22 protein-coding genes are annotated in these 26,217 nt (G+C 51.3%); 12 read left to right on the top strand and 10 right to left on the bottom strand.

The genetic code is table 11. The features are described from left to right. Positions 1-33: 33 nt before the first annotated feature. Positions 34-1,338, bottom strand: coding sequence for an anaerobic C4-dicarboxylate transporter family protein (locus HMPREF1536_RS02920; RefSeq protein WP_028727885.1), 1,305 nt, complete (start codon positions 1,336-1,338; stop codon positions 34-36). A 94-nt stretch (positions 1,339-1,432) separates the two neighbouring features. On the opposite strand from HMPREF1536_RS02920, the gene galB reads away from it, so the two are divergent. Continuing rightward, the gene (gene galB / locus HMPREF1536_RS02915; RefSeq protein ID WP_028727884.1) at positions 1,433-3,940 is read left to right on the top strand and encodes a beta-galactosidase GalB; all 2,508 of its coding nucleotides are present in this window, start codon (positions 1,433-1,435) and stop codon (positions 3,938-3,940) included. Between the two features lie 79 nt (positions 3,941-4,019). Here the strand turns inward: galB and HMPREF1536_RS02910 are convergent, their stop codons facing one another. Next, the gene (locus tag HMPREF1536_RS02910) at positions 4,020-4,859 is read right to left on the bottom strand and encodes a PepSY-like domain-containing protein (protein ID WP_028727883.1); all 840 of its coding nucleotides are present in this window, start codon (positions 4,857-4,859) and stop codon (positions 4,020-4,022) included. Between the two features lie 201 nt (positions 4,860-5,060). Between HMPREF1536_RS02910 and HMPREF1536_RS02905 the strand changes: the two genes are divergently transcribed. Genes HMPREF1536_RS02905 through HMPREF1536_RS02890 form a run of 4 tightly spaced genes read left to right on the top strand, consistent with a single transcriptional unit; the run spans position 5,061 to position 9,581 of the window. After that, the gene (locus HMPREF1536_RS02905; RefSeq protein ID WP_028727882.1) at positions 5,061-6,305 is read left to right on the top strand and encodes an efflux RND transporter periplasmic adaptor subunit; all 1,245 of its coding nucleotides are present in this window, start codon (positions 5,061-5,063) and stop codon (positions 6,303-6,305) included. 3 nt (positions 6,306-6,308) lie between these two features. Beyond that, a complete protein-coding gene (locus tag HMPREF1536_RS02900) occupies positions 6,309-7,580 on the top strand; it encodes an ABC transporter permease (protein ID WP_028727881.1) in 1,272 nt (423 codons plus the stop codon). A gap of 22 nt (positions 7,581-7,602) precedes the next feature. Then, positions 7,603-8,865: an ABC transporter permease gene (locus tag HMPREF1536_RS02895; protein ID WP_028727880.1), complete on the top strand. Its 1,263-nt coding sequence runs from the start codon at positions 7,603-7,605 to the stop codon at positions 8,863-8,865. Between the two features lie 50 nt (positions 8,866-8,915). Then, positions 8,916-9,581, top strand: coding sequence for an ABC transporter ATP-binding protein (locus HMPREF1536_RS02890; protein ID WP_028727879.1), 666 nt, complete (start codon positions 8,916-8,918; stop codon positions 9,579-9,581). Between the two features lie 435 nt (positions 9,582-10,016). Here the strand turns inward: HMPREF1536_RS02890 and HMPREF1536_RS02885 are convergent, their stop codons facing one another. Next, positions 10,017-10,817, bottom strand: a complete 801-nt coding sequence (locus tag HMPREF1536_RS02885) for a DNA-binding domain-containing protein (RefSeq protein ID WP_028727878.1) — start codon at positions 10,815-10,817, stop codon at positions 10,017-10,019. A gap of 165 nt (positions 10,818-10,982) precedes the next feature. On the opposite strand from HMPREF1536_RS02885, the gene HMPREF1536_RS02880 reads away from it, so the two are divergent. The 5 genes from HMPREF1536_RS02880 (at position 10,983) to HMPREF1536_RS02860 (ending at position 18,154) form a co-directional block, all read left to right on the top strand. Further along, on the top strand, positions 10,983-12,719 hold the full coding sequence (locus tag HMPREF1536_RS02880) for an ATP-binding protein (RefSeq protein WP_028727877.1): 1,737 nt from the start codon (positions 10,983-10,985) through the stop codon (positions 12,717-12,719). Between the two features lie 169 nt (positions 12,720-12,888). Further along, on the top strand, positions 12,889-14,220 hold the full coding sequence (locus HMPREF1536_RS02875) for an ABC transporter permease (protein WP_028727876.1): 1,332 nt from the start codon (positions 12,889-12,891) through the stop codon (positions 14,218-14,220). 12 nt (positions 14,221-14,232) lie between these two features. After that, positions 14,233-15,495 (top strand): ABC transporter permease, encoded by a 1,263-nt coding sequence (locus tag HMPREF1536_RS02870; RefSeq protein WP_028727875.1) that lies wholly within the window; start codon positions 14,233-14,235, stop codon positions 15,493-15,495. A 78-nt stretch (positions 15,496-15,573) separates the two neighbouring features. After that, on the top strand, positions 15,574-16,881 hold the full coding sequence (locus HMPREF1536_RS02865) for an ABC transporter permease (protein ID WP_233426392.1): 1,308 nt from the start codon (positions 15,574-15,576) through the stop codon (positions 16,879-16,881). Positions 16,882-16,900: 19 nt separating this feature from the next. Then, positions 16,901-18,154 carry an ABC transporter permease gene (locus tag HMPREF1536_RS02860; protein WP_028727873.1) on the top strand — a complete coding sequence of 418 codons (1,254 nt, stop codon included), beginning with the start codon at positions 16,901-16,903 and terminating at the stop codon, positions 18,152-18,154. Between the two features lie 93 nt (positions 18,155-18,247). On the opposite strand, the gene HMPREF1536_RS02855 is transcribed toward HMPREF1536_RS02860, so the two are convergent. The 5 genes from HMPREF1536_RS02855 to HMPREF1536_RS02835 all read right to left on the bottom strand — a co-directional run bounded on the left by HMPREF1536_RS02855 (position 18,248) and on the right by HMPREF1536_RS02835 (position 22,396). Beyond that, positions 18,248-18,814: a phosphatase PAP2 family protein gene (locus HMPREF1536_RS02855; protein WP_044192197.1), complete on the bottom strand. Its 567-nt coding sequence runs from the start codon at positions 18,812-18,814 to the stop codon at positions 18,248-18,250. 38 nt (positions 18,815-18,852) lie between these two features. Beyond that, the gene (locus HMPREF1536_RS02850) at positions 18,853-19,029 is read right to left on the bottom strand and encodes a DUF4250 domain-containing protein (RefSeq protein ID WP_028727871.1); all 177 of its coding nucleotides are present in this window, start codon (positions 19,027-19,029) and stop codon (positions 18,853-18,855) included. A gap of 87 nt (positions 19,030-19,116) precedes the next feature. Continuing rightward, positions 19,117-19,494 carry a diacylglycerol kinase family protein gene (locus tag HMPREF1536_RS02845; protein WP_028727870.1) on the bottom strand — a complete coding sequence of 126 codons (378 nt, stop codon included), beginning with the start codon at positions 19,492-19,494 and terminating at the stop codon, positions 19,117-19,119. 38 nt (positions 19,495-19,532) lie between these two features. After that, positions 19,533-21,116, bottom strand: a complete 1,584-nt coding sequence (locus tag HMPREF1536_RS02840) for a YfcC family protein (protein WP_028727869.1) — start codon at positions 21,114-21,116, stop codon at positions 19,533-19,535. A 2-nt stretch (positions 21,117-21,118) separates the two neighbouring features. Then, on the bottom strand, positions 21,119-22,396 hold the full coding sequence (locus tag HMPREF1536_RS02835) for a DNA recombination protein RmuC (protein ID WP_028727868.1): 1,278 nt from the start codon (positions 22,394-22,396) through the stop codon (positions 21,119-21,121). A 159-nt stretch (positions 22,397-22,555) separates the two neighbouring features. Between HMPREF1536_RS02835 and tpx the strand changes: the two genes are divergently transcribed. After that, positions 22,556-23,059 carry a thiol peroxidase gene (gene tpx, locus HMPREF1536_RS02830; RefSeq protein ID WP_028727867.1) on the top strand — a complete coding sequence of 168 codons (504 nt, stop codon included), beginning with the start codon at positions 22,556-22,558 and terminating at the stop codon, positions 23,057-23,059. A gap of 288 nt (positions 23,060-23,347) precedes the next feature. Beyond that, the gene (locus HMPREF1536_RS02825) at positions 23,348-24,565 is read left to right on the top strand and encodes an MFS transporter (protein WP_028727866.1); all 1,218 of its coding nucleotides are present in this window, start codon (positions 23,348-23,350) and stop codon (positions 24,563-24,565) included. Positions 24,566-24,627: 62 nt separating this feature from the next. On the opposite strand, the gene HMPREF1536_RS02820 is transcribed toward HMPREF1536_RS02825, so the two are convergent. Both HMPREF1536_RS02820 and HMPREF1536_RS02815 read right to left on the bottom strand, forming a co-directional pair. After that, the gene (locus HMPREF1536_RS02820; protein WP_028727865.1) at positions 24,628-25,371 is read right to left on the bottom strand and encodes an SDR family NAD(P)-dependent oxidoreductase; all 744 of its coding nucleotides are present in this window, start codon (positions 25,369-25,371) and stop codon (positions 24,628-24,630) included. Between the two features lie 117 nt (positions 25,372-25,488). Then, positions 25,489-26,169 (bottom strand): ABC transporter ATP-binding protein, encoded by a 681-nt coding sequence (locus tag HMPREF1536_RS02815; RefSeq protein ID WP_028727864.1) that lies wholly within the window; start codon positions 26,167-26,169, stop codon positions 25,489-25,491. Between the last annotated feature and the right edge of the window lie 48 nt (positions 26,170-26,217).

The following is a 26,217-nucleotide window of genomic DNA, read 5'->3' as shown; positions in this document are numbered from 1 at the left end:
TCTTTTTTTGATTATTAAGTATGTTTATTACAATTAGAATAGCTGGATAAGAAGTAAACCAAGCATTACAGAAACGCCGGTTGCGATCAGTCCGGGGATCATAAATGAGTGATTTAATATATATTTTCCGATATGCGTAGTTCCCGTACGGTCAAAATTGATAGCGGCAACTACGGTCGGATAGTTCGGTATGAAAAAGTAACCGTTCACGGCCGGGAAAAGGGCAATCAGCATATAAGGAGATATCCCTAGCGCTAAGCCTAAAGGCAGTAAAGCACGTACGGTTGCGGCCTGACTGAACAACAGGATAGACATCAGGAACAGGGCGATACCGAACAACCAGGGCATAGCCGTCACGATCTGTTCGATGGAACCTTTCAGTTCCGCCATATTTCCTCCGATAAAAGTATCACCCATCCAGGCAATACCGAAGATCGCCACGACAGCCTGCATGCCGGCAGAGAAAACGGAACCCTGTACGGCTTTGATACCGTCGGTTCTGGTAGCCAGCAGAATGATTGCCGCAGCCGACAACATCAATATTTCGATAATATAGGCCATCGACAAAGAGGTACCGTTGAATACCGGACGAATGCTTTCGATAGAACCGAACAGGATAATACCGATCGTTGCCAATATAAAGATAGCTACCGACCAACCGGCCGCTTTCTGGTTCTTTACGTCTTTCAGTACATATTTCTGGGTAGTAAATTCGCCTTCCGCAATACGTCTTTTAAATTCGGGATCATCTTCCAGTTCCTTTCCGACACGCAACGAGTAGAAAGCCCCGGCTAATACACCGGCCAACGTACAGGGTACGGAAATCATCAGGATATCGAATAAGGAGATATTGAACCCCTGTCCGGTCAGCATACTGAGTAATGCTACCGTGGCAGCGGAGATCGGACTGGCGGTGATAGCCTGCTGTGAAGCGATCACGGCAATACCCAGCGGACGTTCGGGACGTATTTTTGTTTCGGTCGCCACTTCGGCGATAACAGGTAATACGGAATAAGCCACGTGCCCTGTCCCCGCAATGAATGTAAAAATATAGGTGACCAGCGGGCTTAATATTGTAATTTTCGAAGGATTCTTCCGGAGGAGTTTCTCAGCCCATTTAACCATCAGATCAAGCCCCCCTGCAGCTTGCATACAGCTGGCGGCCGCGATGACAGCAACGATCATCAGCATCACATCGATAGGCGGGGAAGTCGGCTCGAGCCCGAAAACGAAAGTCAGCACAGCTAACCCAAGGCCTCCCAGCACACCGAGACCGATACCGCCCAAACGGGCACCAATAATAATAGCAATTAATACGAATGCAAGTTGAATCAACATACTCTATGACTTCTTAATGTAGATTTAGTTTGTAAAGGCCACAAATTTAGTTATTTTTGCTGCGCTAAGAACTACAAATACATTTAAAATGCGCATGAAAAGATTCAATTCCCTTATTTTAGTCGCGTTATTTGGACTGGTAACTAACTTATCCGCCCAGGTTCGCAGTGAATTCCTGTTAGAGAAAAACTGGAAGTTTACCCGCGAAGATAACCCCGACTTTATCAAACCCGCTTTCGACGACAGTAAGTGGCAATCGGTGACGGTTCCGCACGACTGGGCTATCTACGGCCCGTTCAGCTCCCAGAACGACAAGCAGGAAGTGGCTATTTCGCAAGACGGCCAAAAAGAGGCGTTGGAACATGCCGGTCGTACAGGCGGTCTGCCTTTTGTCGGCGTGGGATGGTACCGTACCCAGTTTGAAGTACCTCAGTTTGCTGAGGGAAAGAAGGCTACTATCCTGTTCGACGGGGCTATGAGCCATGCTAAAGTGTATATCAACGGACAGGAAGTAGGTTATTGGCCGTATGGATATAACTCCTTCCATTTCGATATTACAAAGTACCTGAAACCGGGACAGAAGAATACACTGGCTGTCCGCCTGGAAAACTTGCCCGAGTCTTCCCGTTGGTATCCCGGTGCCGGTTTGTACCGTAACGTACATGTGATCGTAACGGAAGATGCCCATATCCCGGTTTGGGGAACATTCGTGACAACTCCTACTGTCAGCAAGGAGTTTGCCAAGGTGAATGTAAATACGAAGGTCGATCTGCCGGAAGGTGCCGATCCCAAGCAATACGCTGTCAAGACCAGCCTGGTGAATCCGAACGGGGAAAAGCTGGTCGAGTCTACAATGCCGTTGACGGATATCAAGTATAATAACGGTACGGTCGACCAGGAATTTATTGTTCATACACCGACACTCTGGTCGCCGGATATGCCCGCCCTTTATGTGGCTGAAAGCCGTCTGTATAAGAACGGGACAGAACTGAAAGATACCTATTCGACTCCGTTCGGTATCCGTTCGATCGAGATCATTCCGGGTAAAGGCTTCTTCCTGAATGGTGAAAAGACCGTGTTCAAAGGCGTATGCAACCACCATGACCTGGGGCCGTTGGGCGCAGCTGTCAATGACGCAGCTATCCGCCGTCAGATCCGTATCCTGAAAGAAATGGGATGTAATGCGATCCGTACGTCGCACAACATGCCGGCTCCCGACCTGGTGAAAGCCTGCGACGAAATGGGTATGATGTTGATGGCCGAAAGCTTCGACGAATGGAACGTGGCTAAATGTAAGAACGGTTACAACCTGTTCTTCGACGAATGGGCTGAAAAAGATATGGTCAACCTGCTCCATAACTTCCGCAACAATCCGAGTATCGTAATGTGGTGTATCGGTAACGAAGTGCCGAACCAGTGGATCGAAGGCGATGCCAAGATCGCCCGCTTCCTGCAGGACATCTGCCATCGTGAAGACCCGACACGTCCGGTGACCCAGGGGATGGATGCTCCGGATGCAGTGGTAAACAACAATTTTGCCGCCGTGATGGAAGTGGCCGGATTCAACTACCGTCCGTTCAAATACCAGGTGAATTATAAGAAACTGCCGCAGGAGATCATCCTGGGAAGCGAAACGGCTTCGACGGTAAGTTCGCGCGGCGTGTATAAGTTCCCTGTTGAACGCAAGGCGATGGCCGTGTACGACGATCACCAGAGCTCTTCCTACGACGTGGAGCATTGCGGCTGGTCGAATCTGCCGGAAGACGATTTCATCCAGCATGAAGACCTGCCTTACTGTATCGGCGAATTTGTATGGACAGGTTTCGACTATCTGGGCGAACCGACTCCGTATTACACCAACTGGCCGAGCCATAGCTCCCTGTTCGGTATCATCGACCTGGCCGGTATTCCCAAGGATCGCTACTACCTGTACCGCAGCCATTGGAACAAGGCGGAAAAGACCTTGCATGTCCTGCCGCATTGGACGTGGCCGGGACGTGAAGGCGAAGTCACTCCGGTATTCGTTTACACCAACTATCCTTCTGCCGAGCTTTTCATCAACGGAAAGAGCCAGGGCAAACGTACGAAAGACCTGAGTATCGGTATCGACAGCAGCTATACCGAAGCCGCCCAGAAGAGCTTCGAGCGCCAGAAACGCTATCGTCTGATGTGGATGGATACCAAATACGAACCGGGTACCCTGAAAGTCGTAGCTTACGATAAAGACGGCAACGCCGTGGCCGAAGAAGAAGTGCATACAGCCGGTAAACCTCATCACATCGAACTGAGTGCCGACCGTACCAACCTGACAGCCGACGGCAAAGACCTTTCATTTATCAACGTACGGGTAGTGGATAAGAATGGCAACCTTTGTCCGGATGCCACCAACCAGATCAAGTTCAACGTGCGTGGAGCCGGAACATACAAGGCGGCAGCCAATGGTAACCCTGCCAGCCTCGAGTCTTTCCAGGCACCGCAGATGAAACTGTTCAGCGGACAGCTGACAGCGATCGTCCAGACTGAAGAAACTCCGGGAACGATTTATTTTGAAGCATCTTCTCCGGGAGTTAAGAGTGCACGGATCGAGTTGATAAGCAGATAAGCATTGTTGATTGATAAGAATAGGAATCCCCCTGGCATCTTCATTGTGAATGATGTGCCAGGGGGATTTTGTTATTTATTCATTGTACGATATTCCCAATCGCATCGAACGTAACATCCGTGCTTTGGCCATTGTGATCGACGGTGAAGGTGTAGAAAGTGCCGGCGGCTTCGATCTTTACGATGATCGACTGGATCGTATCGCTGGCATAGCCGGTAGACTGGAAGCTATTCATTATGATAGCCGGTACATCCTGTTCTGCAATCTGGTACGACGTGCTTTGCCATCTGTAATCCTTATTCAACTGCGCGATCTTATACACTTTCCCATCCAGCATATTCAGGACATACCCATCCGCATTCGCCTGTATATCCAGCAGGGTGCAGGTCGCGAAGGTCAGGTTCATCAGCATGTGTACGGCATCGGGAATGACGATCGGGGCGTCTTCGTTGCCTTTGTCGGGAACTGCTTTGATCAGGTTGCCGTACCTGGAATAATACAGATCCATATCACTGTCCGCTTTCTCGGCTTCTATTTTGTAGACAACCGCCATGCTGTCGCGGTGGATGGTATACGTATCGTCTACTTTCCAACCGGCGTAAAGACCGTTGTCGAAAGCTGTCGTCACGTCCTGGGGCAGCTGGTTGAAAGGCGTATCGGCCTTGTCCATCATCCACTTGCCCTGGTCGGTGAGCCATGCTTCGGTGGAGACGCCGTTGTTGGTGAATTCGGCTACGTAATAGTTGCCCTCGATGGTGAAGAGGGTGTTTGTTGCATCCGGGTATTTGTCGTTGAAGGCCTGCAGAACAGGCTCGGTCGGTTCGATGGCGTTCTTGTGGTCGTTGTCTGTCTTGTCACAGCCGGCCATTAACAAGGCGACTCCCGCAATCAGGGAGAATAAGATTGATCTTGTGTTCATACGTTTATTATTTAGCGATTAATACTGTCTGTCGATGTTGCATAATAACAACACTGCCCCGTGGAATGTTCTGCGTAAAACCGAACACACTGTCCGATATTGAACACTGTTTCCGTAGTGATAAATGCACATATTCAACCGATTAGCTTTTTGGCACGGAGTTTGCCCCTACCGGGACAGAACATAAAAACAATACTAAATATGGACAGAGAGATATCGAAAGCGGAACAAAGGAAAGAACAACGCAAGCAATTTATAAAGATCGGTGCCGGTGTGGGAATAGGCATCGCCCTGATCGCCGTTGTCTTATCCTTTCTGCAAACCAGCCTGAACCGTAAGGACTTGACTATATCGACCGTAGATAAGGGAGTGATAGAAGTATCCGTCAGCGCTTCCGGCAAGGTGATCCCGGCCTTTGAGGAAATAATCAACTCACCGATCAACTCCCGCATCGTCGAGATATACAAAAAAGGTGGCGACTCCGTCGATATAGGAACGCCTATCCTCAAACTGGATCTACAGAGCGCGGAAACAGACTATAACAAACTACTCGACGAAGAACAAATGAAACGCCTCGAACTCGAAAAGCTGCGTGTCACCAACCACAGCAAACTCTCCGAAATGGAAATGAAGCTGAAGGTCTCCCGCATGGAACTCGACCGTAAAGCCGTGGAACTCCGCAACGAACGCTACCTCGACAGCCTCGGCGCCGGCACCACCGACAAAGTACGCCAGGTGGAACTCGACTACAACGTCAGCCAGCTCAAACTGAAAGAGGATGAACAGAAATACATCAACGAACAAGCCCTCACCGATGCCGACCTGAAGGTAAAGGAGCTCGAACTCAATATCTTCCGCAAAGGCCTGGCCGAAACCAAGCGCACCCTCGACGATGCGCAGATCCGTTCCCCCCGTAAGGCCATCCTTACGTATGTGAACAACGAGATCGGCTCGCAGGTAGGGCAGGGCACGAAGGTTGCCATTGTCTCCGACCTCTCGCATTTCAAGATCGAGGGCGAGATAGCCGACACCTACGGCGACCGTATCGCGGCAGGCAGCAAAGCCGTCGTCAAGATCGGCAGCGATAAACTGGATGGAACCGTGAGCGACGTAACGCCGCTATCGAAAAACGGCGTGATCTCCTTCACCGTGCAACTGGAAGAAGACAGCCACCGCCGTCTACGCTCCGGCCTGAAGACAGACGTCTACGTGATGAACGCCGTAAAGGATGACGTATTGCGCATCGCCAACGCTTCCTATTATATAGGCAAGGGCGAATACGAGCTCTTCGTCGTTAACGGCGACCAACTGCTGAAACGCAAAGTGCAGCTCGGCGACAGCAACTACGAATACGTGGAAGTGATAAGCGGCCTCGAACCCGGCGACCAGGTAGTCGTCTCCGACATGGCCAGCTACAAAGACAAGAACAAACTCAAAGTAAAATAAGCCATGCTCAAACAATACCTCAAACAAGCCCTGAACATGCTGCGTGAGAACCCGCTCATCAGTGTGATTTCCATACTCGGTACGGCGCTGTCCATTGCCATGATCATGATCGTTATCCTGGTCTTCCAGGTGCAGCTGACCAGCTTTGTGCCCGAGGTGAACCGCGACCGGATGCTCTATGTGGAGCAAGGAACCGAGGTAAAGACTCGGAACAGCTGGAGCAGGGGTAACATGTCCGTCGAAGCCGTCCGCGAATGCTTCTATTCGTTAAAGACGCCCGAAGCCGTGTCCGCCTGGTTCACGATGTCATACCCCTTGTCGCTACCCGGCAAGCAGATGTTTAAGACATACCATATCTTCTACACCGACCCGGGATTCTGGAAAGTCTACGCCTTCTCTTTCCTGGAAGGCAAGCCGTTTACGGAAGCCGACTTCACTTCCGGCATTCCCCAGGCCGTTGTCTGTGAGAGTGTAGCGAGGGGACTGTATGGCACGACCCAGGTAGTTGGAAAGCCGGTCATCATCGACCGCCAGCCCTTTACGATCTGCGGGGTGGTGAAAGACGTCAGCCGCGCCGCCGACTCATCCTACGGACAAGTCTGGACACCTTATACGACCAATCCGATGGTACTTAATATGGCCTACCTCGAGAACATGTCGGGTGCTTTCAACACCTGCCTGCTGGCTCGTGACGCCGCCGACTTCGATGCCATCCGCCAGGAACTGAAAGGGCAGATCGCTCGTTATAACGCAACCAAGCAGGAAGCGGAGATCCATTTCTTCCACAACCCGATTACCCGTTTCGACAAGGCGATCGGTACGATCGGGCAGGTCAAAGTCGAGCTGAAGGACTACCTCGCGGAGGTGGGGGGCCTGCTGCTTTTCCTGCTGCTCGTCCCGGCACTCAACCTGATGGGCGTGACGCAATCCGCCGTGCAGAAACGCCGTGGAGAGATGGGCGTCCGCAAGGCATTCGGGGCCACCTCCGGTGTACTCGTCCGCCAGGTTCTTTATGAGAACAGCGTGACGACCCTGTTGGGCGGTGCGATCGGTTTGATCCTCTCGTTCCTGCTGCTGCCGGTCTGCCGCGACTTCCTGCTGGCCAATGCCGATACGACGTTGCAAGGCGATATGCTGTTCAAGCCCGGTATTTTCCTTGCCGCCCTGTTGTTTTGCCTGTTGCTCAACCTACTTTCCGCCGGGATACCCGCCCTGCGTATCGCCCGTGAACAGATAGCCGGATCGTTGAAAGGCGAAGGTCCGGCAGATAATTAACCCTATAAAAGACGAAACGAAGATGATAAAGCATATACTGAAGATTATCTGGAACCAGCGACGCAGCAACGGCTGGATCTTTGCCGAGCTCCTGGTCGTTGTCGGCATCCTATGGGTCATGATGGACTCGCTGCTGGTGGATAAGTACACTTACTACCAACCGCTGGGTTTCAACATCGACAACGTTTACAAGGTGCAGTTGGGAGTCATTATGCCGGGTACTCCGGGGCATGTGGAAGACTCGCTGGTCACCAGCCGGAAAGGGGAGGACGTACTACGGCTGGTCGGTAACATCCGCCAGGAAGAGAAGGTGGAAGAAGCCTCCCTGTCCCTCGTCGGCTGTGTCTATACGGAGAGTCGCGCCTGGTCGACACTCTACCGCGCCGATGCCGATACGTTCATCAAGGCCGGGTTCCGGCAGTCTACCGTCACTCCGGAGTATTTTACCGTACTGCGGATGAGGGACAAAGAGGGCAAGGAACTTGCCCCGCTCGTCGGGCAACAGGCCGGGTGTGTTATTTCCGCAGACCTGGAGCGTGAGTTCTACGGGGAGAAGGGGTCGGCCCGCGGGCAAGCAATCAAATTCCATCCCAAGAATACGGATGAGATGCCCGTCCTGGCGGTGTCCGGTTCCGTCCGCGAGTCGGAGTATAAGGAGAGGTTGCCTTTCTTTTATCTGATACCTACGCGGGACGAACTGTTCAGGGAGATTGAAGAGAACCAGCCACAGTCTGTCGATTGCCTGGTACGCATGAAACCCGGTTTCCGGGCGGAAGACATGGAAGCCTTCCTGCAAGGGATGGGCGACCGGCTGAGGGTGAACAACGTCTACGTCTCGAGCGTCGTCCCCCTCAGTGAGATGCGAAGCCAGATCCTCAAGAGCCGTGAGGACAATATGAAGAAGAAGACCGCCCTTGTCGGCTTCATGCTTATCAACGTATTCTTCGGCATCATCGGAACCTTCTGGTTGCGTACGCAAGCACGGCAGGGGGAGATGGGATTACGCATCGCCCTGGGATCGAACCGCAGCCAACTAAGCCGGCTGATGAACCTGGAAGGACTGGTCTTGCTCGGCCTCACCATCCCGTTCCTGCTGGTCTTCATCCTCAATATGCTTTACTTCGAACTGCCTGATACCGTCCGCCTGCCGTATACCTGGTGGCGTTTCGCAGCTACCTTCGGGGGAGCCTACCTGCTGATGGGCGGCATGATCTGCCTCGGTATCTGGTTCCCGATACGCAAGACACGGCAGATGGAACCGGCCGAAGCGTTGCATTATGAATAAGAATACGATAAAGAACGAATTAATCAATAACAAATTAAATATCAAACAGTATGATCAAGTTAACAAACCTCGAAAAGATCTATCGCACGAAGGAAATCGAAACAGTTGCCTTAGAGAACGTGAATCTGGAAGTACAGAAAGGAGAGTTCCTGAGCATCATGGGCCCTTCCGGTTGTGGAAAATCCACCCTGCTTAACATCATGGGATTGCTTGACGCCCCGACATCGGGCGACATCGAGATAGACGGTACCGACACCATCCGTATGAGCGACAAACAACTGGCTGCCTTCCGTAACCAGAAACTCGGTTTCGTCTTCCAGTCCTTCCACCTGATCAACTCTCTGAATGTATTGGATAACGTGGAACTCCCGTTGCTCTACCGCAAGGTATCCGCTTCGGAACGTCGCAAGGCAGCCGAAGCCGTTCTCGAGAAGGTAGGCCTCAGCCACCGTATGCGTCACTTCCCGACCCAGTTGTCAGGCGGTCAGTGCCAGCGTGTAGCCATCGCCCGCGCCATCGTGGGTAACCCCGATATTATTCTGGCGGATGAGCCGACCGGTAACCTGGACTCGAAGATGGGTATCGAGGTCATGGAGATCCTTCACAAACTGAACAAGGAGGACGGCCGCACCATCGTCATGGTAACCCACAACGAGGCACAGGCGCAGCAAACTTCTCGCACGATACGGTTCTTCGATGGACGCCAAGTTCAGTAGTTACTTTTCTCTTGATAGAAAAGTAACCAAAAGATCAAGGCTGCACCCGCTTCGCTACTCCGGTGAAAGACTACGCTGTCGCCTGCGAACTCGCTTCGCTCAAACAGCGCATGCTCCGGACGCTCCGTCTTTCACCTTCGCTTAACGCTCATCGGCTGAGGCCTTTCATAGAACGCCTTGCGTTCTGTGGGGATGGCCGATACCGTCTGTTTCAATGGATGGAGTAACTTTTCCCCTCTCGAGAGGGGGCAGGGGGTGTGTTACAGGCAGAGCAGACAGAGGCTGTGTACTAACCCGCTCCCCGTTTGCCGGGGCTACCGGTAGCCTAAGCCTTGGAGGTGCATCATATGGATGAGGTGGCATACCTCACCCCGATGAGGTAGTTGACATCATCCGGATGAGGTAGACTGCATCACCCTGGTGAGGTGAGTAGCATCATCCTGGTGAGGTAGTATCCAATACGGTAAAGGTGACAACCCCGACTCTAGGCTTCTTGTACAGATGGTAAGTAGGTGTGTACTGGCTATGCACTTCCGCCACCCACTTCCCCGGCGTCAGTGGCTCGGGGACTTGGAAAGCCAGATGCGCAGCTTCATTGATGAAGACGAACCGGGGTTCGATAAAGTAACGTTTGTCGCCTTCCTCTTCCTGGCGGATCACGATACCGACTTCCGGATGGTCGCCCATCACCTTCACGCGTCGTCCGTGGATGAAGAGCGGGAGGGTATAGTCGGGAGGGATACAGCAGAACTCGTAAGCCATCCCGTCGTTGTGGCGTTCGTTGTAGATGCTCACTTCGTTCGGGCTGGGGGCGTTCTCGTAGAAGTTGCTCACCTCTGCCGGAAACCAGTCGGTCAGTTGGTTTAGCCGCGGAGAGGGGCGGAAGTTGGCACGGATGGCATGGCGCTCGCGGTCGAACTTATCGTTAGGAGAGTTGAAACGTCCGGTCACGGTCAGTTCCGTGCGTCCCAGGCCGAAGTCGACGTTGAAGCCGTCTTCGATGGCGTTGTACATCTCGTCGATCATCGTGCGGAACACTTCGACGAACGTTCCGTGGCGGTAGGAGGAGCGGGCTTTGACAGCCCGGGTGGCGATATCTTCGATCGTAAGTGTCGGATGGTTGGGCAGGGTTCCTTTAAAGAACGGCTCCTGGCCGGGCAACTGGCTTTTGCTTAACTTGATGAACAGCTTGCCGGGCTTGACCAGCATCTGCGATTTAGGGAGTTCCTTATCCATGACTAGTGTGTTTAGTTATAACGAAACAAAGATAACAATCCGGTGAAACATTGCGTACATCTGGTGTCGGTATTTCATAAAGTTCGCGTAATAGCGAACTTTTACTGTTATCTCTTGCGATTATTCCGTACATTTGTTCCTGTCAATCAATAAACACAGTCAGTTATGGAAGCAAAAAATATACCCTACGGGTTGACAGACTTCGCCCGCATTCGTAAAGATAATTATTACTATGTGGATAAGACGCAGTATATCCCCCTGATAGAGCGGGCAGCGCCTTACTTCTTCCTGATCCGTCCGCGCCGTTTCGGGAAGTCGTTGCTGATTAATGTGCTTACCTGGTATTATGATATCAACCGGAAAGACCGTTTCGAAGAAGTATTCGGCGGATGCCGCATTGCGGATACCCCGACAGCTGAGCAGGGGAAATACCTGATCCTGAGTTTTAACTTCTCGGATGTGAACCCGATGCCTGATAAGGTGTTCGAATCGTTCGAGCAGCATTGTAGTTTCCGCTTTATGGAGTTTGCCGGCAACTACGAACGTTTCTTTGAACCTGGTTTTCGCGATGAACTGATGGCAAAACCTACGGCCGATGCCAAGTTTTCCTATCTGGTATCGAGGGCTACCCAGTGCGGACTTCCCATCTATCTTTTCATTGATGAATACGACAACTTTGCCAACTCCATCCTGGCACGTGAAGGACACGAACGTTACCATGCACTGACCCACAGCGAAGGCTTCTTCCGCTACTTCTTCAATAAGATCAAGGCGGGAGCGACGGGTGACGGGCCTATCAAACGTATGTTTATCACCGGCGTGTCTCCCGTCACGATGGATGATGTGACGAGCGGTTTCAATATCGGTGCCAATATGAGTGCCGACTCACGCTTCAACGGGCTGGTCGGTTTTAGCGAAGAGGAGTTGCGGGAGATGCTGACCTATTACGATTCGCAGGGTATGCTTGCCAATAGCGTGGATGATCTTATCGGGGTGATGAAGCCGTGGTATGATAACTATTGCTTCTCTAAGCGGTCGCTTAAAGAGCCGATGTACAATTCGGATATGGTGCTTTACTTCCTCAACAATTATCTCCCCCACCAGGAAGCACCCGACCAGATGATCGACAATAATATCCGTACCGACTATAACAAGTTGCGCCACTTGATCCGTGTTGATAAGACTTTTGGAGTGAATGCTTCAATTATTCAGGATGTGGTAGCCAATGGAAGTATCATGGCTGAGATAAACTCATCTTTTCCTGCCGAGGCAATTGTGTTACCGGAGAATTTCAAGAGTCTGCTTTACTATTTCGGTCTTCTCTCCATTCGGGAAGTATCTATGGGGCGTACTATCCTGGGAATCCCTAACCTGACTGTCCGTGAGCAACTCTATACCTATCTGATTGAAGCCTATCGCGAAGCTTATATCTTTAACCTCGATTTTCATGAACTGGAAGATCTGGTCTGGAAGATGGCTTACCAAGGCGAATGGGAATCTGTCTTCCGCTACTTTGCCGGCGAACTGGACCGACAGAGCCGGGTGCGCGAGTTTATCGAAGGGGAAGCGCATGTGAAAGGCTTCTTGCTGGCTTACCTCGGGATGGTGGGCGGTTATATCATTCAGCCGGAATATGAATCGGCCAAAGGGTATGCCGATTTCTATATGATGCCCGACCTGCTCCATCAGCCGGACATTGCTTACAGCTATATTGTGGAAGTGAAGTACGCCCACCGTGACGCTACGGAAGCCAATATAGAAGCACTGCGCCGTGAAGCTGCCGTACAACTGCAACGCTATGCCGCCGATCCGCTGGTGGCGCAAACCAAAGGGAATACCTGTCTGGGTCTTATCACCCTGGTCTTTAAAGGGTGGGAACTGGTGGTCTGCGAGAAAGACTAGCCGCTCCTTTCCTCTTACTGTCCGTTCTTTTCTCCCGATAGTGTTCGATACCGTGACGACTGTTCAGTATCGAACACTCTTGTTGTTGTGCTATCTATTTATTATCAGCATATTACGATTGTGGCACGCCATTTGCATATCCGAAAACAAAACTATAATCTACTTAGGAATGTACAAACAATACCTCACACAAGCCTGGAACCTGATGAAGCAGAACCGCTTCTACAGCGGCGTCTATATCATCGGAACGGGACTGGCTATCTCGATGGTGATGGTGATGGCCATCGCCTACCATATCCGTACGGCCAATATGGCACCGGAGGTGAACCGTGACCGCACGCTTTACCTCAACAGCCTGCAATACACAAGGGGGCAGGGCACCAGCGACTTCTTCTTCGGAACCCGCACCGTCCGCGAATGTCTTTACCCGCTGACTTCGGCTGAGGTCGTCGCCGTTGCCACCGACCCGACGATCGCTGCCATGCTGCTTGGCGACAACTATATCGATCTCCTGGGGGGAGGCAATCCTTTGAAGGTGTCGATGATGGCTACCAACGACGGTTTCTGGCAACTCTTCCGCTTCCGTTTCCTCGAGGGGAAGGGATACGATAAGGCCGATTTCACGTCGGGGATCAGCAAGGCGGTAATCTCCGTCACGACGGCCAAGAAGCTGTTCAGCGAAACGAATGTAACAGGCCGTTCCTTCCTGCTCAACGATACGGAATACACCGTGAGCGGCGTTGTGGACGATGTGTCGGGTATCACTCCTTCGGTCTGTGCCGATATCTGGATACCGTATACAACGTTCGCAGCCTTCAATGAGACGGGGAAGGACGAGCGGGATGTTTCCATCGGTTTCCTTTGCGCTTATATCCTGCCCCGCGATGGTGTCACCCAAAAAGAGGTGGCCGGTGAGCTGGATGAGAATATACGCCGCTATAACTCCACCCTGAGCGACGGGAAGATCGTGCTGACCGGCCCGCTCGACTCTCACGGCGAGCATATCGTTCGCCAGTTTGTCATGGGGGGCATCGGGACGAATGTGGACAGTGGAGGCGAGGTGCGCTTCATTTACACCGTACTCGGCCTGCTGATCTTCCTCTTCCTGCTTATCCCGGCCCTTAACCTGTCGGGGTTGAATGCCTCACACATGCACGACCGCATCCCCGAATTGGGTGTACGGCAGGCTTTCGGGGCACGCAAGGCGGGGCTTTTCCTGCAAGTCCTGGTAGAGAATATGGTGTTGATGCTGCCCGGTGGCGTGATGGGGCTCGTCTTCTCTTATATCCTGGTGATGCTTTTCCGGAAACTGCTGCTCGCCTCGGGGCTCGTCTCCCTCTTGATGGGTAACACAGATATGGTGTTGACACCGGGGGTGATGATCAACCTGCCGGTCTTCTTCTATGCCTTCCTGGTCTGCCTGGTACTGAATATCCTCTCGTCGATGATACCCGTCTGGCGTGCCGTTCGTGTGAATATAACAGATGCCCTGAACAGTTAATAAATGAATGCTATGCTGAAACATATCCTTAAACTTATCTGGACTCAACGCCGTAACAACGTGTGGGTCTTTATCGAACTGCTGCTCGTCTTCGTTCTCCTCTGGCGTTCGCTCGACAGCTTGCTGATGCAGGGCATCACGGCTTTCCAGCCTGAAGGCATCTCTGTGGAAAATGTCTATAAGGTAACACTGGCCTTGCGCCCTTCTACCAGCTCATCCTATATTACCTATGAGCAGGGAAGCAACGAGCCGGGTACCAACCTGATGCGTATAGTGGATCGCTTGCGCGAACATCCCGATGTCGAGTCGGTCGCCCTCAGCGATACCTATTCCTTACCTTTTACTCATTCGAACAACAACCGTTCGCTTTTCAACGATTCGATCGGTAAACAAGCGCTGATCTATACCATTACGCCCGATTACTTCCGGGTGTTCGATATCCATACCGCCGACGGGCAAAGCCCCGAACGCCTGGCGAAGCAGCTTCCCGAAGGCCTCATTATCACCCAAACACTGGCTACCAATATTTTTGGTGATGAAGAAGCCGTTGGCCGGAAGGTAACCTATGAGAAGGGCGACTCCACCTTCCGGTATGTCTCTGCCGTCACCGCTCCCCTGAAGAAGAAGGGAGTCGACCAACCAAAGAACGCAATGTTCGAGTACCTGAAAGAGTCGAGCATATACCGGTCGGACGAACAGAGGGTGATGTCCTTCGCGATCTGCTTCCGTACCCGCCCCGGCGTGGAAGGATCTGCGGACTATGCCGACCGCTTCAAGAAGCAGATGAAGCAGCCGCTCTCGGCAGGCAACTTCTGGCTGGCTGATGTGCAGTACTACAGCGACATCCGCACCGGCTTCCTCGACAACTCGATGGAGATGAACGGCCGGCGCCTGACGTTGGCGATCAACCTCTTCTTCCTTGTCAACGTCTTCCTGGCTGTGATCGGTACCTTCTGGTTCCGTATCAGTCGCCGCCGTGGAGAGCTGGGCTTGCGTATGGCCGTAGGCTCCACCCGCCGCGAACTGCACCGCCTGGTGATCGGCGAGGGATTGCTGATCCTTACCCTCGTCGTTTTCCCGGCCTTGCTGCTCTGCTTCAACCTGGCTTACCTCGACTTCCTGAGCACGGACGTGATGCCGGTAACGGTGCTCCGCCTTCTCGTTGTCAGCCTGCTGACCTGGGGCATCCTGGCGGCTACCATCATGCTCGCCGTCTGGTATCCCGCCCGCAAAGCAGCCCGTCTCGAACCGGCCGAAGCTCTCCATTATGAATAACCCATCCCCCCGTACGGGCGGTTCGCAAACCGCCCTTCCCGGATGGCCTGACAAATAGAATATCATCGAATATAAACAATGACAACGAATATGTATAAACAGTATCTCAAACAAGCCCTGGCCATGCTGAAGGAGAACAAGCTCCTAAGCCTGATCTCCATCCTTGGAACAGCCCTGGCCATCTGTATGATCATGGTAATGGTCATCACGTACCAGATGCGGGTGAAGAACTATTCCCCCGAGGACAACCGCGACCGCACGATGTATGTGCGTTGGGGCGGCCGTACCTTCAATGATAAAAATTACGGAAATGGTTACCTCTCGCTCCGTACCGTCAAGGAATGCCTGCTTCCGATGAAAACACCCGAGGCTGTCTCCTTCTTCTCTCCCTGCCGCAGCCAGCTGGCTTCTTTGCCGGGCGGAAAGGAGAAGAAAGACTGCCTGATGCTGTTTACCGACGACGTATTCTGGAAGGTCTTCAACTTCGACTTCATTTCCGGTAGCCCCTATACGCATGAGGAAGTGGCTTCGGGTATCAAAAAGGCAGTCATCACCGAGACGATGGCACGCCGCCTGTATGGTACGACCGATGCCGCAGGCAAGACCGTCATGATCAGCTATAAGCCCTATACCGTTAGCGGCGTAGTGAAAGACGTCTCTGTTATCGCCCGGACAGCCTATGCCGAGGCCTGGCTACCATACTCTTCCGTCGACGGGGATATGCTGGCAGATGATATCTGGGCGGAAAGTATCACCGGCTGGTTCCATGCCGTGATCCTGGCCCGTTCGCCTGCCGACTTCGATGCGATCCGTACGGAGATGAACAACCTGCTGGCGGGTTACAACAGCTCGTTGAAAGAGTATAAACTGTCTCTCTATAACCAACCCGATACCCAGCTGGAACTGGTGATAAAAGGAGTGGGTGCCATCGGCCCCGACAAGACGAAAACGATCTTGCAGTATGTGCTTGTGATCGTTATCCTGCTGCTGGTTCCTGCTATCAACCTATCCGGTATGACTCTCTCGCAGATGCGCAACCGTCTTTCCGAGATCGGTATCCGCAAAGCGTTCGGGGCGACGAAAGGAAGGCTGCTCGTGCAGATCCTCTCGGAGAATATGTTCCTAACCCTACTGGGGGGAGTGGGCGGACTGTTGCTGTCTTATGTCGCCATCTTCCTGATGCGCACCTGGCTGCTGAGTGGCAGCTTCGGGTCGATCTCTTCCGTGTTCGGGGGGACGCCGCAGCTATCGGTGTCTGAATTGCTGAACCCGGTGATCTTCCTCTATGCTTTCCTGTTCTGTCTGGTGCTCAACCTGCTGTCGGCAGGCATACCGGCTTACCGGATGTCGCGGAAGAATGTTATAGATGCGTTGAATGAATACTAACCCTTAAAACACGAAGAAGATGATTAAACATATACTTAAACTGATATGGAACCAGCGGAAAAGCAATAGCTGGTTGTTGGGGGAGTTGCTGTTGGTGTTTGTCTGCCTGTGGTATATCGTCGACTACTTCCTGGTCGTCCTCTACACCTTCAATGCCCCGGTAGGCTTCGAGCTCGATCATACCTACAATTTCCAGTTCAACGCCCGTGAAGAAGGAGCGGAGGGGTATCTCACAACAGCCGAACATCCGTCTTCCGTCGGGGAAGATTTGTGGGAGGCTATGGACAGGATCCGTCGTATGCCCGGGGTGGAGGCTGTCTCTTTCTCCCGGTTCGGCACTCCGTATAATACGATGGACAACTATATGGCTTTACGTTCCGATACCACCGGTTCCGAAGCGGTGTCCTGTCGCCTTTATTTCGTATCGCCCGACTATTTCGATGTATACCGCATCCTGCCTACAGCGGGAAGTAAAGCCGCTTTGAAAGAGGGGATTACCACCCGTACCGCCGTCATTACGGAAGATGTGGCCGAACGCCTGTTCCCCGGCCAGGATGCCGTCGGGAAGACCGTCTATACCGGCAACGATAACCAGACACTGACGATCGGAGCTGTGAGCCGGACAGGCCGTGGCTCGGAATTCAATAAGGTAAGGCCGCAGGTCTTTCTCTATCAGGGTGAAGCGAATGTGAAAGCTTTTGGTGCGAATATGTTACCGTGGGCGGAAGTCTCCGTCCGCGTAAAGCCGGATGCCGACAAGGACTTTGCGGAGACCTTCATGGCACAGAAAAGCGACCAGGTGGAACTGGGTAACCTGTATCTTCAGAATATAACCCCTTTGTCGAATATCAGGGAGGATGCCTTGCGGGAGGGTAAAAGCGATATGAAGACCCGCACGTTCATCCTGTTCTTTCTCCTGCTGAATATCTTCCTGGGGATAGTCGGTACCTTCTGGTTCCGTACCCGTCAGCGGCAGGGGGAGATGGGGCTGCGTATGGCTTTGGGGTCTACCCGCAGTCAGTTGCGCATGGCTGTATTGGGTGAAGGGGTGATGCTCCTGACCCTTGTGCTTATCCCGGCTTCGCTGATCTGCCTGAATATCGCGTTGACAGACCTGACAAGCACCGGACTTCTGGGAAATACGGCAGGACGTTTCATCGTCGGGATCCTTCTTTCCTATCTGCTGATTGTCGGGATGATCGTTGCCGGTATTTGGTATCCGGCCAACGAAGCGGCCAGCCTCGAACCGGCGGAAGCTTTACATTATGAATAGTGGTAGTTCACACATATAGATTTAAAAATAGTAAGACCCGGATCTGTAGTGATACACGTCCGGGTCGCCAGTTTTAATCCAGTCTATCTCCTGTCAGAAGTTCATCGAAGCATAAATACCGAAATGCTTGTCGCTGGCTACCGGGCTGATCGTCAGGTTATGCTTTTTAGCGAACGGACGGGTGAAGATATAAGCACTTCCGGCACCCAGTGCGGCTCCGGCAGCCACATCCCACCAGTCATGCTTCTTGGCATACGTGCGGCTCCATCCTACATAGGTGGCTACGGCATAGGCCGGTATACCCCATTTCCAACCATAACGGCGTTGTATAAAGGCTGCTCCGGTAAAGGAGACGGAGGTGTGCATGGAAGGGAACGAATGATTATCGCTGCCGTCGGGACGTTCTTTCTTGACGATATACTTCAACGCATAGGTCATACCCAGGGTCGTTACGCCCGCAAATACTCCCTGTTTCAATCCCTGCCAGTCCTGCAAGGCCAGTATGGTTGCCAGGCTGGCGGCCGGTGTTACAAAGGCCAGCACATCGCCGGAGGTACGTACCGCCTTGCGGCTTCCACTGATCTTTATTTCCTGTGCACCTGCGGTGAGGCAGGCGGCAAAGGCCAGAAAGACGATAAGAATGTGTCTGATAGGTTTCATGTCTCTTTTATTACTGATGTTGTTGATAGGAACGGCGTTTACCAGAACTTATTGTTCTCGGCGCTGTATTCAAATCCGGCAACAGACAGTTTATGGACAAGCATATCCTTGTCTACATCCATTTTACGGCAAAGTTCATCAAGGGATGCGTATTTGTCACGTAGTTTCATGTTGACTACGCTGAAAAGCATCATCGGGTCTTCGGGAAGTTTCATTGTTGTGAATAATTAATGATTAATAATGAATAATGAGTTATCGAAATAACTATGTTTGATCCTGTTTTGTTTAAAACGTTCCTAATATCAGAATAAAGCGGCTAGCTTGGGAAAGAAGATGATCCCGCCTACGATGGCGGCTGCGATCGCCATCAGCAGGACGGCTCCGGCGGCCAGGTCTTTGGTGCGTTTGATGGCTTCGCTGTATTCGGGCGACACGAAATCGGCCAGCGCCTCGAGTGCCGAGTTGACTGCTTCGGCTGCCAGCACGGCGCCGATCACGATCACTACGGCGATCCATTCCAGTTGCGAGATATCCAGCAGGAAGCCTGCTGCGATCACACAGACGGCGGCAAAGCAATGTATCCAAGCATTATGCTCTTTCGTGACCAGCAAGCGTATGCCGTTGAAAGCATACCGGAAACTACGCAGCCGTTTGCGGAAAGTAAAACCATCATTCTTCATATTCCAATCGGTTGAAGCCACAAAGATAGGTAAATTAATTAAAACCCGTTCATCGGAACCAGTACGGTCGGTATCAACAGCAGGAATCCGACGATCACCATCACCAGGATAAACTTCCAGGCCCAGCCGAACCATTTGTCGTAAGGGATGCGGCTGACTCCGAGTACTGCGATCAGTACGCCGGAGGTGGGTGTGATCAGGTTCGTGAAGCCGTCGCCGAACTGGAAAGCCATGACCGTTGCCTGCTTGGACAATCCGATCAGGTCGGAGAAAGGTGCCATGATGGGCATCGTAAGGGCGGCTTTGGCACTGCCCGAAGGGATCACCAGGTTGATCAGTGTCTGGATAACATACATCATGCCGACGGTAGCTACCTGCCCAAGCCCTTCCATTCCTTTAGCCAGGTTGAACAGGATGGTGTCGATCACCTTCCCGTCCTGCAGGATTACGATGATACCGCCTGCCAGTCCGACAACCAAGGCGGCACTCATAATGTCTTTGCATCCGTCGAGGAAGAGTTTTACCAGTTCGTTCGGCGTGCGGTTGTTGGCTATCCCTGCCGCTATTCCCAGTACGAAGAACAGGGTGGCTATCTCCATGATATACCAACCATAACCCATCACACCGGTGATCAGGTAGAAGATCGTAAAGAACAGCAGGTTCAGTATATACAGGTGAACCGTTTTCCTCAGGGCAACGACCGAGGTCAGGATGAAAGCAACGGTGAGGATCGGCATTAAGGGCAGTCCTTCGATCACGCTGTTCCCGATCCGTAACGTGTTAAGCGGATAGTAAACGGCAAAGATGACCTGTGCCACGGTCAGCAGGGCGAAACTTACCCAGGCAGCTTTCGGCGTATGGTAGGTAACGTCCAGTGACGTGTTGCTATGCAGGTCGCGCCAGTATTGGTCTTCCTCGTAAACGGGGGAGAGCTTCGGGTTCTTCTTCACTTTGGCAGCATAACGCAGTATCCAGGTGAAGCCGATGATATTGATCACGAACCAGCAGAAGATACGGTATTCTATCCCCGAGAAAAGCGGAATACCCGCCAACCCTTGTGCTATGCCGATCGTGAACGGGTTGAGTATCGCCCCGGCAAAGCCCAGTCCGGCGGCAACGAACACCATACAGACCCCGGTGATCGAGTCGTATCCCATCGAGATCGCCATCGGTACCAATACCAGGCAGAAGGCGATCGTCTCTTCACTCATGCCGAACACGGCACCGAATATACTGAACAGCAACATAATGGAGGTGAGCAGGAAATTCTCTACCCCGATCTTCCGTATCAGCGGGTTCGTTTCCATCTTCCGGGCTTTCCGCAGGAAGCTGACAGTGCCGATATCGAAAGCCTTGCTGTCGTTTACGATCCAGAATGCACCACCGATAATCAGGATGAAGACGATAATATCCGCTTTGTCCACAAAGCCTTTGTAGAATGCGGAGAACACTTGCCAGGTCTGCGGAACCCTGTCTACAGCTTCGTAGATCACGGTTTTCTGTCCCGCGTCGTTGATACTTTCAATATACTGTCCGCCGGGGATTACCCAGGTCAGGGCGGCACAAAAGAGGATGATGTAAAATATAATAACGTAAGTGTGGGGTATCTGTCTTTTCTTCATGATTATTCTGTATCTGTTTCTTCTTCAATATCTGTCAGGGGGCCTAGTTCGGGGATGATGGCGCGGGCTTCGCGGTCGCTCAGGGTGTCGACATCTTTCAGTTTCCGTTGGATGGCGCGGGTACGGGTACCCAGCACCTCTTCGATCTGGCCGCTGGCCGTTTGCAGGTTCTTCTGTGCTTTTTCCAGCATGCCGCCCACCTTCTCGAACTCCTTCTTTACGGCACCGAGTATCGTCCATACCTCACCCGAATGCTTTTGTATGGCCAGGGTACGGAAGCCCATTTGCAGGCTGTTCAGTATGGCGGCCAGCGTTGTAGGCCCCGTTACAACCACTTTGTATGTCCGTTGCAGTTCTTCCATCAGGGTGGAGCGGCGTACCACTTCCGCATAGATGCCCTCGAACGGGAGGAACATGATACCGAAGTCGGTGGTGGCGGGAGGAGCCAGGTATTTGTCGGAGATATCTTTGGCCATCTTCTTGATGGTCGTTTCCAGTAACTTCCCGGCGGCTTCGATTGCCTGCGGGTCGGCATTGTCGTAGGCATCCAGCAGTTGTTCGTAGACATCCTTCGGGAACTTGGCATCGATCGGGAGGTAGACATATTCGCGTACATCGTCGCGTCCGGGGAGCTTGACGGCAAACTCCACGACGGCATCCGACCCTTTGCGGGTATGGACGTTCGCTTCATATTGTTCCGGGGCGAGTATCTGTTCGAGCAGCATACTCAGCTGTATTTCTCCGATATTCCCCCGTGTCTTGACGTTGCTCAATACCCGTTTCAGCCCGCCTACATCCTGTGCCAGTGTTTGCATTTCGCCGAGGCCTTTCTGCACGCTCTCCAGTTGTTCGGTGACCAGGCGGAACGACTGTCCGATACGGTCGTTCAGGGTCTTTTGTAGTTTCTCGTCGACGGTGACGCGGATATCTTCCAGTCGCTTTTCCGTGTTGGCAACCAGTAGCCGCTGCTGCTCGTCGAGGTTGGCGAACTTTTCCCGTTGCAGGTTGTTGAAAGAAGCGATACCCCGGTCGAAAGCCTCGCGGAACTCGCTCATGGAGCGGGTCAGTTCTTCCCGGTTGTCGCGGGCAACGATACGACCCTCTTCCCGGTTCAGCCTGAAATCTTCGCGGAAGTTTTTCTCGATGCGTTCGAATGAACGTTGCATTTCGTCAAGCAAGCGTTTCAGTTCGTTTTGTGTATCGGAAGTGTCCTTTTTCGGACGGAATAACAGTTGTAAAATGATGATGGCGAGCAGTCCGCCGATAATTAACCAATCCATGTTTTTTTAATTTGCGTCAAAGATAGAAAAACTGTTCTCTCGCTAAGTAATTAAAAAGAGTTAAAAGGAAAAACATTATTCTTTAACTTTTGTTTTAGTCATACAAAGCGACTTATATTTGTGAGCCGCTTGTAACGTAAAACATAAAATACTACAAAGATGGCAAAGATAACATTTAAAGGTAACGCCGTAAATACAAATGGTTCATTACCGGCAGTAGGAGCAGAGGCTCCGGATTTCAAAGGAGTAAAAAGTGACTTGTCTGAATTGTCTCTGAAAGAACTGAAAGGGAAGAATGTTGTGATCAATGTATTCCCCAGTCTGGATACAGCCGTATGTGCCGCATCAGTGAGACGCTTTAATAAAGAAGCTGCTTCTTTACCCAACACTGTGGTTTTAGCCGTATCGAAAGATTTACCTTTTGCACATGGACGCTTCTGTACTACGGAAGGTATCGATAAAGTGATTACACTTTCTGCATTCCGCTGTTCATGTTTTGAAGATAAGTACGGGATGCTGATGGTTGACGGTCCGTTGAAAGGCTTATTGGCCCGTGGCGTGATAGTTGTCGATCAATCAGGAAAGGTCGTTTATGAGGAACTTGTTTCCGAGATTACGAACGAACCGAATTATGAAGCAGCAATCGCTTCATTAAAAAACTAAGTAGATTATTGTTTTTCATTGGTTAAAGTTAAGGGTTAGTGTAGAAGGCTGTCGGATGTGAATCCCGCAGCCTTCGTTTTTTAAACAGTTTGGTAATTCAGATTTTATTCGTATACTTGCAACAAATTAATTCATCTTTATGTGTTCAATAACTTCTAAATCAGGCTTCGCTTACTTTGTGTAACGGAAGATAAGAGCTTTCTTATCTTTTGAGCCTTCGTTTTTTACTTCCGGCAGTCTGTCGGGGATCGACTTTCTATACATATTTTATTTTAATTAAAAGAAGTTATGAATAACTGGAAAAGAGTATTCGCTATTATATGGACCGGTCAGTTCTTCTCTATCCTGACCAGCTCGATCGTTAATTTTGCAATCATCCTATGGCTTAGTTTCGAAACAAAGTCGGCTGAGGTATTGGCTTTTGCCGCTATTGCCGCCATGCTTCCGCAGTCGGTGCTCGGTTTGTTTGCGGGTATCTATATCGACCGTTGGAAGAGGAAGCGGGTTATGATCATGGCGGATAGCTTTATCGCTTTCTGCACCTTGATACTTGCCGTCCTGTTCTACCTGGATGTGGCGAAGATCGGCCATATCTATATCCTGCTGGCTTTGCGTTCGGTCGGTTCGGCATTCCACATGCCGGCTATGCAGGCCTCTGTCCCTTTGCTGGCGCCCAAATCGGAGTTGATCCGTATAGCCGGTATCAACCAGATCATCCAATCGGCCTGTAATATTGCCGGGCCGGCATTGGCTGCTCTTTTTATCTCTTTTATGGAGATGACGAATATCCTGTTGCTGGACGTGATCGGGGCGGCGTTGGCCTGTACGTCTCTTTTGTTTGTGAAGATACCCGATCCGGACAATACGGAGCGGACGCAGAAGGTTCATTTGCTGAAGGAGGCAAGGGAGGCCTTGACGGAAGTGCGTGCACAAAGCGGATTGTCGTGGTTGTTCGTTCTGTCTATCATCGCCACCTTCTTTATTATGCCGGTCAGCGTTTTATTTCCGTTGATGACGTTGGATCATTATTCCGGTAATGCTTTTCAGATCAGTCTGGTGGAAGCGGCCTGGGGAATAGGGGCCTTGCTGGGTGGTGCTTTCCTGGGCATGAAGAAGTTTAAGCTGAATGAGATCTCTTTGATTAATTGGATGTATATTCTCTTGGGGCTGACCTTCGGCTTGTCCGGTATCTTGCCTGTTTCGGGATATCCTCTGTTCGTCGGACTGACTGCGATCGGCGGTATCTCCGGTTCCCTTTATATGGCTTCCTTTACCACGGTGGTACAGACGCGTATCAATCCGGTCGTGATGGGACGGGTATTTTCTTTCTATATGAGTGTCAGTCTGTTGCCTTCGATGATCGGGTTGCTGAGTACCGGGTTTCTGGCGGATAACATAGGGATAGGGAATACATTTATAATCGGCGGGGCATTGGTCGGTATAATCGGCGTGGTTTCGTTTTTTATACCATCGATAGGAAAGCTGAAGGATAGTTTTATGAAATGAACCGGGTATGGCCGCACAGTCTCTCTGTAAGAATGGCGGCCATTTTTTTGAATGTTATAGATTTAATGAATCGTAAAGCCACCGTCTACCAATAAAGCATGGCCATGCACAAAACTGGAGGCTGGACTGCAGAGCCACAACACTGCATTTGCTATTTCTTCAGGCTTGCCTAAACGCCCGGCCGGTATGTCACGGATCAGTTCTTTCTCTAATTGCGGATTTCTACGCATTAACTCTTCTGCCATCGGAGTAAGTATTACACCTGGACAAACGGCATTGATACGAATTCCTTTTGCAGCGTAGTCCATAGCTGCTGTGCGTGTCATGCCAATAACACCATGTTTGCAGGAAATATAGGCGGCTTGTCCGGCAAAAGCCGTTACTCCTCCTTGCGAAGAGGTATTGACAATAGCTCCACCTCCTTGTTTTAGCATCTGTTCGATCTCGAATTTCATACAGTTCCATACCCCTTTGAGGTCGACTGCAACAGTACGGTCAAACTCATCGTCTGTAATTTCCGCCATCGGGCGTTGCGGTGTTTGAATGCCTGCATTATTAAGTGCTGCATCCAGGCGTCCGTATGTCGAGACTATCCAATCGATCATAGCCTTCACTGCCTGCACATCTGATACGTCACATTGATAAGCTACAGCATCATATCCGGCATCAACCAGTTTTTGTGCCTGTTCGTCCGGCTTTTGAATATCCGACATTATAACGGTAGCACCTTCACGGGCAAATGCTTCGGCACAAGCAAGTCCAATCCCCATTCCGGAACCTGTGATCATGACAATTTTTCTTTCCATTGTTTTTCTGTTTAATCTATGTTTAAAGAATCATTTAATTTTACACAGGCAAAGGTAAGAGCTTATATTACTTCGTTTTGTAGATAAATTACGGATGTTATAACCTTGATTACTGATTCAAAGTATTCCATCCAACTCATTGACAATTTGTCCGTCGAAAAGATTGATGATGTAGTTGGCGTATGTGGCATCGTGCTGCGAGTGTGTCACCATGACGATAGTCGTTCCTCCGGCGTTCAATTGGCTGAGCAGTTTCATTATTTCGAGGCTGTTTTTGGAGTCGAGGTTGCCGGTCGGCTCGTCGGCCAAAATCAATTTAGGTTTGCCTACCACGGCGCGGGCGATGGCTACTCGTTGCTGTTGACCTCCGGATAGTTGTTGCGGGTAATGTTTGGCGCGTTGGCTGAGGCGTACTTTGCGCAGGATGTCAAGTACCTGCTGCTTGCGTTCGGCTTTGGGTACGCCAAGGTATTTCAGTTGGAGGTCTATGTTTTCTTCCACCGTCAGCTCGTCGATGAGGTTGAAACTCTGGAAGACGAACCCGATACGTCCTTTGCGGTAACGGGTACGGTCTTTCTCTTTCAAGTGTCCCATTTCTTCCCCATCCAACAGGTAGCTGCCTTCGTCCGGGTTGTCCAGCAGGCCGAGAATATGCAGCAAGGTCGATTTGCCGCATCCGCTTGGACCCATGATGGCGACGAACTCGCCCTTTTTCACTTCCATGCTTACGCCGTTGAGTGCGATGGTTTCTATTTCTTCCGTTCGGAAGCTTTTGCTGAGATTCTTTATTTTAATCATGACTTGTTTCGTTTTTTATAATGATGTTACCTGTTATATACTGTTGTA

It is taken from the genome of Parabacteroides gordonii MS-1 = DSM 23371 (assembly GCF_000969825.1).
Classification (GTDB): domain Bacteria; phylum Bacteroidota; class Bacteroidia; order Bacteroidales; family Tannerellaceae; genus Parabacteroides; species Parabacteroides gordonii.
The sequence above is the reverse complement of the archived record's forward strand: the minus strand, read 5'-3'. Positions and strand labels throughout refer to the sequence as shown.